This is a genomic window from Aliivibrio fischeri ATCC 7744 = JCM 18803 = DSM 507, from assembly GCF_023983475.1.
In the GTDB taxonomy this organism is placed as follows: Bacteria; Pseudomonadota; Gammaproteobacteria; order Enterobacterales; family Vibrionaceae; genus Aliivibrio; species Aliivibrio fischeri.
Window position 1 is genome coordinate 332,925 of sequence record NZ_CP092712.1, and the last position, 12,414, is coordinate 345,338.

Annotated in this window: 12 protein-coding genes; 5 read left to right on the forward strand and 7 right to left on the reverse strand. The window is 37.8% G+C overall.

The window, feature by feature from the left end; all coding sequences use genetic code 11:
- Nucleotides 1-3 precede the first annotated feature (3 nt).
- Entirely contained in the window at nt 4-624 is a 621-nt protein-coding gene (locus tag AVFI_RS01555; protein WP_005417363.1) for an FKBP-type peptidyl-prolyl cis-trans isomerase, read from the reverse strand.
- Between the two features lie 139 nt (nt 625-763).
- On the opposite strand from AVFI_RS01555, the gene AVFI_RS01560 reads away from it, so the two are divergent.
- Entirely contained in the window at nt 764-1,414 is a 651-nt protein-coding gene (locus AVFI_RS01560; protein ID WP_012532823.1) for a LysM-like peptidoglycan-binding domain-containing protein, read from the forward strand.
- A 9-nt stretch (nt 1,415-1,423) separates the two neighbouring features.
- On the opposite strand, the gene AVFI_RS01565 is transcribed toward AVFI_RS01560, so the two are convergent.
- The 4 genes from AVFI_RS01565 to AVFI_RS01580 all read right to left on the reverse strand — a co-directional run bounded on the left by AVFI_RS01565 (nt 1,424) and on the right by AVFI_RS01580 (nt 5,481).
- On the reverse strand, nt 1,424-2,275 hold the full coding sequence (locus AVFI_RS01565) for a DMT family transporter (protein ID WP_188863560.1): 852 nt from the start codon (nt 2,273-2,275) through the stop codon (nt 1,424-1,426).
- Between the two features lie 19 nt (nt 2,276-2,294).
- Nucleotides 2,295-2,747 (reverse strand): GNAT family N-acetyltransferase, encoded by a 453-nt coding sequence (locus AVFI_RS01570; protein ID WP_011261122.1) that lies wholly within the window; start codon nt 2,745-2,747, stop codon nt 2,295-2,297.
- Between the two features lie 65 nt (nt 2,748-2,812).
- Nucleotides 2,813-3,382, reverse strand: coding sequence for a Crp/Fnr family transcriptional regulator (locus tag AVFI_RS01575; protein WP_188863548.1), 570 nt, complete (start codon nt 3,380-3,382; stop codon nt 2,813-2,815).
- Between the two features lie 116 nt (nt 3,383-3,498).
- Nucleotides 3,499-5,481, reverse strand: a complete 1,983-nt coding sequence (locus AVFI_RS01580; RefSeq protein WP_188863547.1) for a bifunctional 2',3'-cyclic-nucleotide 2'-phosphodiesterase/3'-nucleotidase — start codon at nt 5,479-5,481, stop codon at nt 3,499-3,501.
- A gap of 409 nt (nt 5,482-5,890) precedes the next feature.
- On the opposite strand from AVFI_RS01580, the gene cysD reads away from it, so the two are divergent.
- From cysD to cysC, 4 genes are read left to right on the forward strand one after another with little or no spacing between them, the layout of a single operon-like run.
- The gene (cysD, locus tag AVFI_RS01585) at nt 5,891-6,799 is read left to right on the forward strand and encodes a sulfate adenylyltransferase subunit CysD (protein ID WP_005417374.1); all 909 of its coding nucleotides are present in this window, start codon (nt 5,891-5,893) and stop codon (nt 6,797-6,799) included.
- Nucleotides 6,800-6,828: 29 nt separating this feature from the next.
- Entirely contained in the window at nt 6,829-8,265 is a 1,437-nt protein-coding gene (gene cysN / locus AVFI_RS01590) for a sulfate adenylyltransferase subunit CysN (RefSeq protein WP_054775582.1), read from the forward strand.
- Nucleotides 8,266-8,276: 11 nt separating this feature from the next.
- A complete protein-coding gene (locus AVFI_RS01595; protein WP_188863546.1) occupies nt 8,277-10,004 on the forward strand; it encodes an SLC13 family permease in 1,728 nt (575 codons plus the stop codon).
- Nucleotides 10,005-10,018: 14 nt separating this feature from the next.
- On the forward strand, nt 10,019-10,633 hold the full coding sequence (gene cysC, locus AVFI_RS01600) for an adenylyl-sulfate kinase (protein ID WP_155662574.1): 615 nt from the start codon (nt 10,019-10,021) through the stop codon (nt 10,631-10,633).
- Nucleotides 10,634-10,716: 83 nt separating this feature from the next.
- On the opposite strand, the gene AVFI_RS01605 is transcribed toward cysC, so the two are convergent.
- Both AVFI_RS01605 and AVFI_RS01610 read right to left on the reverse strand, forming a co-directional pair.
- Nucleotides 10,717-11,616, reverse strand: coding sequence for a TIGR03899 family protein (locus tag AVFI_RS01605; protein WP_005417387.1), 900 nt, complete (start codon nt 11,614-11,616; stop codon nt 10,717-10,719).
- 307 nt (nt 11,617-11,923) lie between these two features.
- Nucleotides 11,924-12,412, reverse strand: coding sequence for a DUF3299 domain-containing protein (locus AVFI_RS01610; protein ID WP_012532832.1), 489 nt, complete (start codon nt 12,410-12,412; stop codon nt 11,924-11,926).
- Nucleotides 12,413-12,414 lie beyond the last annotated feature (2 nt).

The window sequence follows — 12,414 nt, forward strand, 5'->3', positions numbered from 1 at the left end:
AGATTAAAGGATATCTAGTAGTTCAACTTCAAATACTAGAGCAGCATATGGAGGGATTGCAGCACCAGCGCCACGCTCACCGTATGCTAGGTTTTGTGGAATAGAAAGTTTCCACTTAGAACCTACAGGCATTAGTTGAAGAGCTTCAACCCAACCAGCGATAACGCCAGTAACTGGGAATTCAGCAGGTTGGCCACGTTCTACAGAGCTATCGAATACAGCACCGTTAGTTAGCATACCGTGGTAGTGAACACGTACTGTTTTATCAGAAGTTGGAATTTCACCAGTACCTTCAGTTAGTACTTCATATTGAAGACCAGACTCAAGTACAGTTACTTCTGGACGAAGTGCGTTATCAGCTAGGAAAGCTTCGCCTTCAGCAGCAGCAGCTTTAGATGCTTCTGCACGAGCTTCTTCAGCGCGCATGTGAAGTGCTTGAAGAGCTTCGTTGATAGCGTCAACTTCGATTTCTGGCATGTCGCCAGTTAGTGAAGTAGCGATACCTTTAGCGATAGCAGCAACGTTTAGGCCTTCAAGACCTGATTGTGCTAGTTGTTGGCCCATTTGAAGACCAATGCCGTAGCTTGCTCTTTGTTCTACTGTTTCTAATTTTACTTCAGACATACAGTCTCTCTTTCTTTATATGGTATAAACGAAAGCATAAAGGATACAGAGATCTAAGCTTAAGGTAAACTTTTGTACTTCTTTGAACTCTGATATTAGAATAAAACGTGAGCTCACCAGTTTCGCATGAGGCGATGGTATGAATAAAAAGAAAAAAATGAATGTAAAACGCCCAGATTTTTCTGAGCAATTGGCTAATTTAAAGGAAAAGTGTGGGCCTCTTATTGAAAAAGTTGCACCTTATTGGCAGCGATTACCTCAATTTCATCAAAAAGCATTACGCATTTTAGTTCCTGTTACCTTTGTTTTAATTTTATTACCAAGTGGTGCTGAGGAAGAGGTAGAGAGTATTCAGCCTACCGTGATCCCTGCGCCTGAAATGCAGAGACAAAGTGTCAGCTTAAACCTTGAAGGGTTAAGTGAACAAGAGGCATCATCAAATCGTAATCAAAGAGAAACAACGATTAATAGAGAAGAAAAAGTACCAACTCAAACAGCCTCTATTGAAAAAGAAACAATGGCCGTTGAAGCTAAATGGCACGATTATCAAATTCAAGAAGGCGATACCCTTTATCAGGTATTTAGAAAAAATAATCTGCCATTAACTGAATTAAATAAAGTGGTGAAAATTGAAGGTGCAGATAAACCATTAAGTAATATTAAGAAAGGTCAACTGTTTCGCTTTAAACTCAATCAACAAGGCGATCTAGATATCGTACAAATAGAACGTGATGGTCAAGCGATCATGTACTTTAGAATGTCCGATGGTAGTTTTGGACGCAGTAAATAATCTCTCTTTTTACGATCTTCCTCTTATGTTCTTTAACCACGTTTTAGGCATAATAGGAATGACAATCAATGCAATTCCCACTGCTGTTAATATGTCTGGGATCTCGTCAAACCAAATCACACCAAATATAACCACAAAAATTAATCCTGAATATTCAGCCAAAGAAATCTGAGTAGCAGGAGCTTTTTTGTATGCAATGGTCGCTAACCCATTATAACTAATAATAAAAGTTGCGCTCAGAGCAATCCAAAGAACGTCATGATAATACAATGGTTGCCAATAAAGCCAAGCTAAACCGCCTGAAACCGGTAAGGATAATAATGTCGTCCAAAACAGTGTGGTGATGACAGATTGATCGTTAGGAATTTTTCTTACCAAAATATTATATAACGCTAGGGTTGTTGCAGTTCCTAAAGCAAAAATAGCAGCCCAGTGGAATTGAGAAGGACGAAGAATAATAAGAGCCCCTAAAAACCCGACTATGGTTTGAAATATTTTCTTTGTCGATGGCTTTTCATTAAGCAAGAGTATTGAAAGCGGGATCATTAACAATGGTGCAGTATAAAAAACAGCATTGGCAGTCGCTAAAGTTAAGTAGGTGATTGATACCACCATACAACCACTACCAATTAAAAGAACATGAGCTCGTATTAGCGTTACTTTAGGATTACTTAAGTATCTTAGTGTTGATGTTTGATGAAACCAAAAAGGAAACAGAAGAGCGAGTGAGATCAATTGACGCAGAAATATATATTGAAAAGGCGAAACTCCACCATCTAAGACTTTAACTGCAACATCAGAAAGTGAAGCAAGTAAATTTCCCAATATCAATAAGATAATAGCTAAATGAGTGGGCGTCATCATTGATCTCATACTCATCTTATTTTTCTAAACGCATATCAACATGGGGAATATCATCCTCAAGATACATATCAGAAATTACCTGAAAGCCATGTTTTTGATAAAAGTGAGTTAGATGTTCTTGAGCACCAATATCAATCGTCTCTCCTGGCCATAATTCTTCACAACACGCTAAAGCTTGTGATAGCAGTTTATGTCCTAAACCATCACCTCTTGCAGTGCCTTTGGTTGCAACTCGTCCAATACTGACATTGATATAACTGGTACCAGCTGGCAGCAATCGAGCGCAGGCTATAATTTCATTATCTTTAGTGCCAATTAAATGATAAACCCCATCTTGGCAATCTTTGCCATCAAGTTCTGGGTAAGGGCAGGTTTGTTCTACAACAAAAACATCGACTCTTAAACGGAGTAATTCATAGAGTTGAGAGGTGGTTAATTCGGTAAATGGTATTTTTTGCCAATGGATCATGGAATTTATCTCACTGAAAACGAAGAGTATCCAAGATACCTATGTTCACTTTTTTTGGCATTAACTTATGTTAACTTTTTAATTCTGTTTTTTATTCGACTTAAGCTGATATGAGTTATGCCAAGGTAAGCGGCAACTTGGTAATCGTTGAGTTGGGCTAATAGTTCTGGATAATTTTGACAGAAAACCTCGTAACGAGCTTGAGGTGAGTGTAATAACATAAAACGCTCTTTTCTTTCTTTATACAAAAGTTGTGTTTCTAATAATTTGATATAAAGAGGGTTTGCATTTTTTCGCCATTGATTCAGTTGAGCGATAGGTAATGTAATTAATGTTGTTTGAGTAATGGTTTCAAGAGAATAGGGAGATGAGGTTTGGTCTAATAATTCTTCAAATCCAACAACCCAATCTCCTTTCCAATAAAATTCTTTACTAAATTGCTTGCCTTGTTCGGTGAGATAACAAGAACGACAAAACCCATCAATAAGAAAATAGAATTCATTAGCAACGTTATTTTGTTTGATAAGTATAGACTTAGCAGGAAGAGTTTTTAGCTTACTTAACTTAACTATTTGAGATATTTCATGGGGAGTAAACCCGTGTGATTCCAGTTGAGTGGTAAAAAGATCATTCATAGTTAAGTACTTTTATTATTAGAAGATGATGTTTTAATAGTGGAAAACTTAGCATACAGATAAAAAAATAGCATGGTGAAATCACCATGCTATTTGTTTTGTAAAAGAGATGAATTTTATTTTGCTAAGTTAAGTTGATATACAGCAAAACCAACATCATCAGTCGCAACACGTTTCATTGGGTATTGACCTTTATCTTTAATAAACTGAGTTGCTTTTTCGCTTGGTGATGTTTCAAAGCGAATATCCAGTTTTTCGCCATTTTTTATTGGTGCGAAAGACCAGTTATTATCAGCTGATGGTTGAACTTGACCTGCCTCTTTACTAACTCGAGAAATGTAGTTAGCAAGAATGGTACGGTTTTCATCTGGGGAATCAAAAGCGATGAAATCAGCACCCGTGCCTGGGAACTTATTGCTGTAAGCTCGGTAGTTATTAGTTGCGATAAGGAAGTCTTGCTTCGCATCAATTGGTTTGCCTTGGTATGTTAAACCGATGATACGCTCAGAACCTTCATTAATTAAATTACAGTCACCGTCATATTTTGCTGGTTGAGTAATGTCAATTTGGTAGTTAACACCATCAATGACATCAAAGTTATACGTACGGAAACCATCCCAATCAATTAACTGTTGAGGTGCAGTACTGTTGATGTCGATTTGTTTAAATTGACCAGCAGAGCATTCAAGCCATTCTTTTACTTCTTTACCTGTTACTTTCATTGCAACTAAGGTATTCGGGTATAGGTATAAATCAGCCGCATTACGGAACGTCAATTGGCCTGATTCAACTTCTGTGAAGTTTGTTGGATCATTTCCACGACCGCCAGCTTTGAATGGCGCTGCCGCAGAAAGTACTGGAGTACCATCTAAATCAGGGTCGCCTTGAATGAAGCGTTCAACGTAATCTTTTTGTGCAAGGTTAACGATTTGAACGGTAGGATCATCTTGAACTAAAGCTAAGAAGCTATACATAACATCATCAGCTTTACCAATTGGCTGGTTAACGAAATCACGCGTGCCTTTATGATCAGCTTCTAAAGCTTGTACGATGCCTTTATCAGCGTCAGCCAGTGATTTCTGATTTGTTTTATCAAAAATAGGGCGAGCTTCTGATTGACCTTTTACTACACTCCATTTGCCATCTTTTTGCTCAAGAGTTAAATCCATTACACCAACATGGCTACCCCAGCGGCCAGGCATAACAGCAGCAACGCCGTTAATTGTACCGTTTTCGTTATCAATACCTTGCAGGTTATCGAATCCTTTTCCTGGGAAAACCGCATGTGAGTGACCAAAGGCAATAGCATCAATACCGTCTACTTCAGAAAGGTAGTAGGTTGAGTTTTCTTCACCTTGTTTGTATGGATTTGTTGATACGCCAGAGTGAGGAATTGCAACGATAACATCAGCACCTTCTGCTTTCATTTGAGGTACTAATTCTTCTGCTGTTTCTTTTATGTCACGAGCAAAAACTTTACCTTCAAGATTCTTTTTATCCCATACCATGATTTGTGGTGGAACAAATCCGATGTAGCCAACTTTGATTTCGTGCTCTACACCTGCTGTATCTTTTAGTTTATGAGTTTTAATGATGTATGGTTTGAAATAATGCTCTTTTGTTTTTGCATCATAAACGTTAGCACTGATGTATGGGAAATCAGCATCATTAATTGATTCTGCTAAAAACTCTAAACCGTAGTTAAATTCGTGGTTACCAATGTTACCTGCATCGTAATCTAATTGATTCATCGCTTTATATGCAGGGTGAACTTCACCAGCTTCAATGCCTTTATCTGCCATGTAGTCACCCATTGGACTACCTTGCAATAAATCACCATTATCAACTAAAACACTGTTTGTTACTTCAGCACGAGCTTCTTTTACCAATGTTGCTGTACGAGCTAAACCAATTTTTTGAGTCGGCTTATCTTTATAGTAGTCATAATCCATAAGGTTAGTATGGATGTCTGTTGTTTCTACCACTCGTAGATTAATAACTTCATCGGTATCGGTAACTGTTGGGCTACAACCTGAAAGGGTAAGTAGACCTAGGCCAGCTAATACTGCAATTGAAACAGGTTTTGCTGAGAGGTTCATAGTGTGTCTCCAAAAGGTGATAATCATAAAAGCGCCAATAAGATAACAGATTGGCTATGTTATAAATGTAACTGGCCTCTCAATGTGTGCAGTTGATCTTGTTTCAGTACGCTTTATGGTAATCAGATCACAGCTTTATTTTTTAATTAGTTAGTCATGGTATCGACCGATATTTTGATTTTCCTTTCTCGATTTTTCTTTATTTTTTCTGAATGAAACGCGTTAATTTTTTTGCGTTAGCATTAAATCGAATAAAAAATGAAATTTTAGAATTTCAGGTAATAAAGTAACCCGTCTATAGTGGTTTTATTGGAATGACAATTCGCCGCCTGCAACGATAAAAAGAAGTGTTAAGACTATCACCAGAAGCAGGAGCCATTACCAAATTTAGCCTAAAGGACAAAAGCACATGGACGCAAAACGATTGACCCACCTTCAGCAACTAGAAGCGGAGAGTATTCATATTATTCGCGAAGTGGCAGCTGAATTTGATAACCCTGTAATGATGTACTCGATTGGTAAAGATTCATCAGTGATGCTGCATTTAGCTCGTAAAGCATTTTATCCAGGAAAGATCCCATTCCCACTTCTTCATGTTGATACCGATTGGAAATTCAAAGAGATGATTGAATTTCGTGATAAAACAGCAGAAAAATACGGCTTTGACCTATTAGTACACAAAAACCCTGAAGGGTTAGAAATGGGCATTAATCCGTTTGTGCATGGTTCATCAAAACACACCGATATCATGAAAACACAAGGTTTGAAGCAAGCATTAAATAAATACGGATTTGATGCTGCTTTTGGTGGAGCTCGTCGTGATGAAGAAAAGTCACGTGCCAAAGAACGTGTTTATTCATTTAGAGATAAAAACCATACATGGGATCCGAAAAATCAACGCCCTGAGTTATGGAATACGTATAACGGACAAGTAAATAAAGGGGAAAGCATTCGAGTATTCCCGCTTTCAAATTGGACTGAACTGGACATTTGGCAATACATCTATTTAGAAAATATTGAAATTGTTCCTCTGTATTTATCAGAGAAACGCCCAGTAGTTGAGCGTGATGGCATGTTGATCATGGTAGACGATGAGCGCTTAAAACTGGAAGAAGGTGAAGAGATCCAACATAAAGATATTCGTTTTAGAACTCTAGGTTGTTATCCATTAACAGGCGCGGTGGAATCAAAAGCGAATACATTGCCTGAAATTATTGAAGAGATGTTAGTTGCGACCTCAAGTGAGCGTCAAGGACGAGCGATAGATCATGATTCATCTGGCTCCATGGAGCTCAAGAAGCGTCAAGGTTACTTTTAATATCAGGCATCTAAGGAAGGATTAAATAAATGAATAGTGCAGTAGAGCAACAATTGGCAGAGCTTGGTATTGAAGCTTATTTAAAAGAACATCAATACAAATCATTACTTCGATTTTTAACGTGTGGATCAGTAGATGATGGTAAAAGTACCCTCATAGGCCGATTACTCCATGATTCAAAACAAATCTATGCAGATCAACTAGATGCAGTTCATGCTGACAGTCAACGAGTGGGTACTACGGGTGAGCGTCCAGACTTGGCTTTATTGGTTGATGGTCTGCAAGCTGAGCGTGAGCAAGGTATTACGATTGATGTGGCATATCGTTACTTCTCAACTCAAAAACGTAAATTCATCATTGCAGATACGCCGGGACATGAGCAATACACTCGTAATATGGCTACGGGTGCATCAACCTGTAATGTCGCTGTGATTTTGATTGATGCTCGTAAAGGGGTGCTTGATCAAACTCGCCGTCACTCTTATATCGCGAACCTTCTTGGTATTCGTCATTTTATAGTAGCTGTGAATAAAATGGATTTAGTTGAATATTCTCAATCTCGTTTTGAAGAGATTAAAGAGGAATACTTAGCTTTTTCTAAGAAATTGAATAATCCAAATTTAGATATTTCTATTTTACCTTTATCTGCATTAGAAGGAGATAACGTAGTAAACCCAAGCGAGGCATTATCTTGGTATCAAGGTGATCCATTATTAGAAGTACTTGAAAGTGTGGATATTGATGCAGATAAAGGCAATGGTGAGTTTAGATTCCCTGTGCAATACGTTAATCGTCCAAACTTAGATTTTCGTGGTTTTGCTGGAACGGTCTCTTCTGGCGGAATTTCTGTTGGTGATGAAATTGTGGCTTTACCATCAGGTAAAAAATCGAAAGTCGCTCGTATTGTTACCTTTGATGGTGATTTAACATCAGCTCAAGCAGGCCAAGCGGTAACGCTAACACTTGAGGATGAAATTGATATTAGTCGTGGTGACTTGTTAGTTAAATCACAATCGAACTTGCAAGCCACGGATCAGTTTAAAGCAGAGATTGTATGGATGACGGAAAAAGGATTAGAACCGGGTCGTCAATACGATATTAAAATTGCAGGTAAGAAAACCGTGGGGCAAATTGATGCTATTCACCATCAAGTGAATATCAACAGTCTAGAAAAGTTTGATACTCAAGATCTGCCGCTGAATGGTATTGGTTTATGTGATGTATCGTTAACGGAAACCGTGAGTTTAGATCGCTATCAAGATTGTGCAGATACTGGTGGATTTATTTTTATTGACCGCTTAACTAATGTAACGGTAGGGGCTGGGATGATCCAAAACCTATCTGATTTGAGTGAGACTAAGCCAATTAATGACAATATCAGTGCGTTTGAAATTGAGCTAAATGCGTTAATTCGTAAGCACTTCCCACACTGGGAAACCCAAGATATTTCTAAGCTATTAGGCTAAGGACTGTCACTATGGCATGGGAACAAGGATTCGTTCTGGCGTTATTAACTCTGATTATTGTGAGTTTATTGGCAAGTAAGTTAAAACCAAGCGTCATATTTGCAGGCTCTGCATTTATTGCTTTTATGCTTGGTATGATTGATTTACCTAGCTTGGCAAGAAACTTTACTAATTCATCTTTGTTAACGCTAGTGCTGCTTATTTTAAGTTCTTGTGCTTTAGAAAAAACACGCCTTATCAGTTGGGTTGGGCGTTATATTTCTGAAGGGAGGTTAGGGAGTGTGGTAGGCAAATTAGGTCTATCTACTGCCTTACTTTCTTCTTTTACCAATAATACAGCGGTTGTTGTTTCACTGATTGGAGCAATCAAACGTAATCAACGACACGCGCCTTCACGATTACTTATTCCCTTATCTTATGCCGCTATCTTAGGTGGAACATTAACCTTAATTGGTACTTCAACCAACCTTATCATTAATAGTTTTGTGGAAGATACGGGTTTACCAAGTTTAAGCTTTTTTGCACCGACAACTATTGGTTTAGCCGTTCTATTTGGTGGTTTATTGATTTTAATTCCACTGAGTTATTTATTACCTCAATACGATGAAAGTCATCAAGATGAATTACCGTATTTTTTAGAAGCAAGAGTAGAGGGTGGCTCACCACTAGTCGGTAAATCAATCAGTGAAAATAACCTTCGAGCATTGCGTAAGCTGTTTTTAGCTGAAGTCATTCGTAATGGAAAAACCATACCATCGGTTGATCCAGATATGATTTTATTGGCAGGAGATAGGCTGCTGTTTTGTGGGGACATTGAAAGTGTTACGACGTTACAAGAAATTAATGGCTTAACCTTATTTGGTCAGCATCATTTAAATGGACAGAACCTACTTGAGGTTGTTGTAAGTCAATCGGCTTCTATTCGTGGAAAAAGTATTAAGTCAGCTCAATTTAGAGAACGCTTTGATGCGGTAGTGGTTGCTATTCGCCGAGGGCATGAACGACTTGAAGGTGGATTAGGAAAAATTGAATTACAAGCAGGGGATACATTAATTTTGGTTCCCGGCAAAGACTTTGAACAGAGCAAGCAACAACTAAAACGTGAATTCGTCATTATTAGTGATTTAGATTCAGCCGCAAAACTGGATGGAGATAAGAGTGCTTTAGTTTTGATTGGTTTTGCTGCTGTTATTACCGCCGCTTTACTTGATGTGTTTCCTATTATTAAAGGACTCTCTGTTTACCTACTTGGTATGCTGGCGCTAGGGATTATTAATTTAGGTGAAATTCGTAGACGATTCCCAATTGATATTGTTGTTATTGTTGGTGCAGCGCTTTCTATCGCACAGTTAATGTTGTCATCAGGACTATCTGTTCAATTAGGTGAAATGTTTATTGAGCTGTTTAATGGCTGGGGAGTAATGGGGGCATTAATTGCGGTATACCTTATTACGTTGGTGTTGACTGAACTTATTACCAATAATGCAGCGGCAGCACTGGCTTTTCCTATTGGTTATAGCATGGCATTAGGGTATGGCGTTGATCCCATGCCTTTTATTATGGCGGTGCTTTTTGGTGCGAGTGCCAGTTTTATTTCCCCTTATGGATATCAAACTAATCTACTCGTTTTTAGTGTGGGCAATTACACACTGCTCGATTATGTGAAAGTGGGATTACCCATGTCGATTATTTATTCGGTATTGGTATTAGCATTAATCCCTTATTTTTTCCCATTTTAATTCAAGGATGAAACATGACAGCACAATCAGTAATAAAAGATGAGAATGTCGTTTGGCATCAACATACAGTAACAAAGAAAATTCGTTCCGATCTTAAAAAGCAAAAACCGGCGGTGCTTTGGTTTACTGGATTATCGGGGGCAGGTAAATCAACCATTGCAGGTGCATTAGAAAGTAAATTGGCAGAGCTTGGGTATCATACCTATTTACTTGATGGCGATAATGTCCGTCATGGTTTATGTAAAGATTTGGGCTTTTCAGATCATGATAGGCAAGAAAACATTAGACGTATTGGTGAGCTTTCAAAGTTGATGGCAGATGCTGGGCTTATTGTATTAAGTGCGTTTATTTCACCTCATAGAGCTGAGCGTCAAATGGTTCGAGAATTACTGCCTGAGGGAGAGTTTTTAGAAGTCTTTGTGAATACCTCTTTGGATGAGTGTGAAAAAAGAGATCCGAAGGGCTTATATAAAAAGGCACGAGCCGGTGAGATAAAACATTTCACAGGGATAGACTCTGAATATCAACAACCGTTAAGCCCCGAAATTGATTTGCCCGCAGGAACTCAGTCGATAGAAGTATTAGTTGAACAGTGTTTAGAAGAGCTAAAAGTACGTTCAATTATCTAGAAGAAAAATAGCCCTAATAGTGATTGTTTTTGGAACTACTAGGGCTTTAATTATTTTTGATGCTTATCTATTAACTTAGACAACTAAGCCATCGTTGAAATGGATTTTGCAGCAACATCCGTTTCAACCATAAACTTCTGACTTAATAAACTGATGAGGTTATCGTAATAATTTTCATTCGGTTTATTGCCTAGCAGTTTACATAGCTCAGCACCAGTAGGACTAAATCGGTAATATACCAATCGAGACCCTTTCTGCATTGGTTTTATTGCGATGTTCTTCCCTTGATATTGCAAGGGTAAGGCGGGTTCAAACTCAATCTCTCCTGACTCTAGTTCAGTGCTAAGTAGTAAACCTAATTCAATAAGAAGCAATAAACTTGAATAAGGTAGTTTGTAGTTACCTAAATGAATGAGTTGAGGCCCATCGGTTTTATAGAAATTAAAAAAAGTACCAGCACACTTATAACCCAATAGGAGTTTTTTACTGTTGTCTTGTCCAAAGCTACATGCGAGTGAAGCTGCTCTTTGAAATGTTTGAGCTTCGCGTTGGGTCATGTCTTTTAGCACTTTAAGGGCTTTCATTGAAGTGGAACCTGGGCTGATCACTTCTTGTTTGAATATTTGGCTCCACAGTTTTTGCATTGATGAGTCGTGGATATCTTTTGCCATTTCAAAGAAACGATGTAGCCAATCAGGATCTGGGTCGCCTGCGGTTTCATCATTGCAATAATCGTGAGCGAGTTTTACGATTTTTTCTAAATTTTGTTGTTGTTGTTCACGCAATAATTTCTCACGATATAACGCACGTTTAAGCAGTGTTTCTTCTGGTTTTGGAGGCTGAAGATTGGCCGCAAGACCTTGCTGAATTGCAATTTCTTTTAGTCGTCTAGCGCTGCTAACTACATAATGTTCTTTTTTATGAGTTGGTTGTTCTTTTTTAGTTGTTTCATCTTTAGTGATGATAGTTTGCTGCGTATTCATGAGTTCGCCTAGCTTCGATTTAACATGATTTCCCATTATCTTATCGGTTGCTGAAAATAAAAACTTTAATCTCAAAGCAGTATTTGCGAGTTAGTCAAATAAAGTAGCAGGTAATTAGTGGTTAAATGATAAATTTTTGTTAAAATAAACCAGTTGATTAATAACGTTGGAGAGGGGAAATGAAAGAGTCAAATTTTAAGAAAATTCTATTTAGCGTTACATTAGTTAGTGTTTATGCAGTAACACTGGTTTATTTATCTAATTATATTTAACTAAATAAAATAAACCAGTGTAAGATATTTGTTAACTATTCGTCATCATCATATTCTTCTAATCTAACGCCTTCAATAAGATAACCGGTTTCAGCAAGTTCGCTATCAATGGTTTCTGTTTTTAACTTCCCAACAATATAAATAACATCCCATAGTTGCTGTATTGGAGCGCCTTTTTCGAATTTCACGTAAATAATCTGGTTTGGTGGTGGTGGTGGAACATGAATACACGCACCAAAGTAAGGCACTAACAGAAATTCTGTGATCATTTTATCGTCGCCCTCTAAAGGGATCACAAAACCGGGTATTTTTACCATACTTCCGTTTAATTCTTGTCTAACTGAACCCACTAAAGATTGCTGCATTTGACCACCATTATGATCAATTTTAGGCATTCCCATCGAGTCAAATTGATTTCTTTCTTGTTCAGGAATCAAATCAATCCAATCAAGTTTTAGTACCTCATTACTGAATGCACTAAAAGGCACCAGCATCAATAGGAAGATAATTATTTTCTTTTTCATTA

Coding starts and splice junctions, on each gene's coding strand:
- AVFI_RS01565 (WP_188863560.1), bottom strand. CDS start 2,275: ATGACGCCCACTCATTTAGCTATTATCTTATTGATATTGGGAAATTTA.
- AVFI_RS01605 (WP_005417387.1), bottom strand. CDS start 11,616: ATGAATACGCAGCAAACTATCATCACTAAAGATGAAACAACTAAAAAA.
- AVFI_RS01570 (WP_011261122.1), bottom strand. CDS start 2,747: ATGATCCATTGGCAAAAAATACCATTTACCGAATTAACCACCTCTCAA.
- AVFI_RS01560 (WP_012532823.1), top strand. CDS start 764: ATGAATAAAAAGAAAAAAATGAATGTAAAACGCCCAGATTTTTCTGAG.
- AVFI_RS01580 (WP_188863547.1), bottom strand. CDS start 5,481: ATGAACCTCTCAGCAAAACCTGTTTCAATTGCAGTATTAGCTGGCCTA.
- AVFI_RS01595 (WP_188863546.1), top strand. CDS start 8,277: ATGGCATGGGAACAAGGATTCGTTCTGGCGTTATTAACTCTGATTATT.
- AVFI_RS01610 (WP_012532832.1), bottom strand. CDS start 12,412: ATGAAAAAGAAAATAATTATCTTCCTATTGATGCTGGTGCCTTTTAGT.
- cysC (WP_155662574.1), top strand. CDS start 10,019: ATGACAGCACAATCAGTAATAAAAGATGAGAATGTCGTTTGGCATCAA.
- AVFI_RS01575 (WP_188863548.1), bottom strand. CDS start 3,382: ATGAATGATCTTTTTACCACTCAACTGGAATCACACGGGTTTACTCCC.
- cysD (WP_005417374.1), top strand. CDS start 5,891: ATGGACGCAAAACGATTGACCCACCTTCAGCAACTAGAAGCGGAGAGT.
- cysN (WP_054775582.1), top strand. CDS start 6,829: ATGAATAGTGCAGTAGAGCAACAATTGGCAGAGCTTGGTATTGAAGCT.
- AVFI_RS01555 (WP_005417363.1), bottom strand. CDS start 624: ATGTCTGAAGTAAAATTAGAAACAGTAGAACAAAGAGCAAGCTACGGC.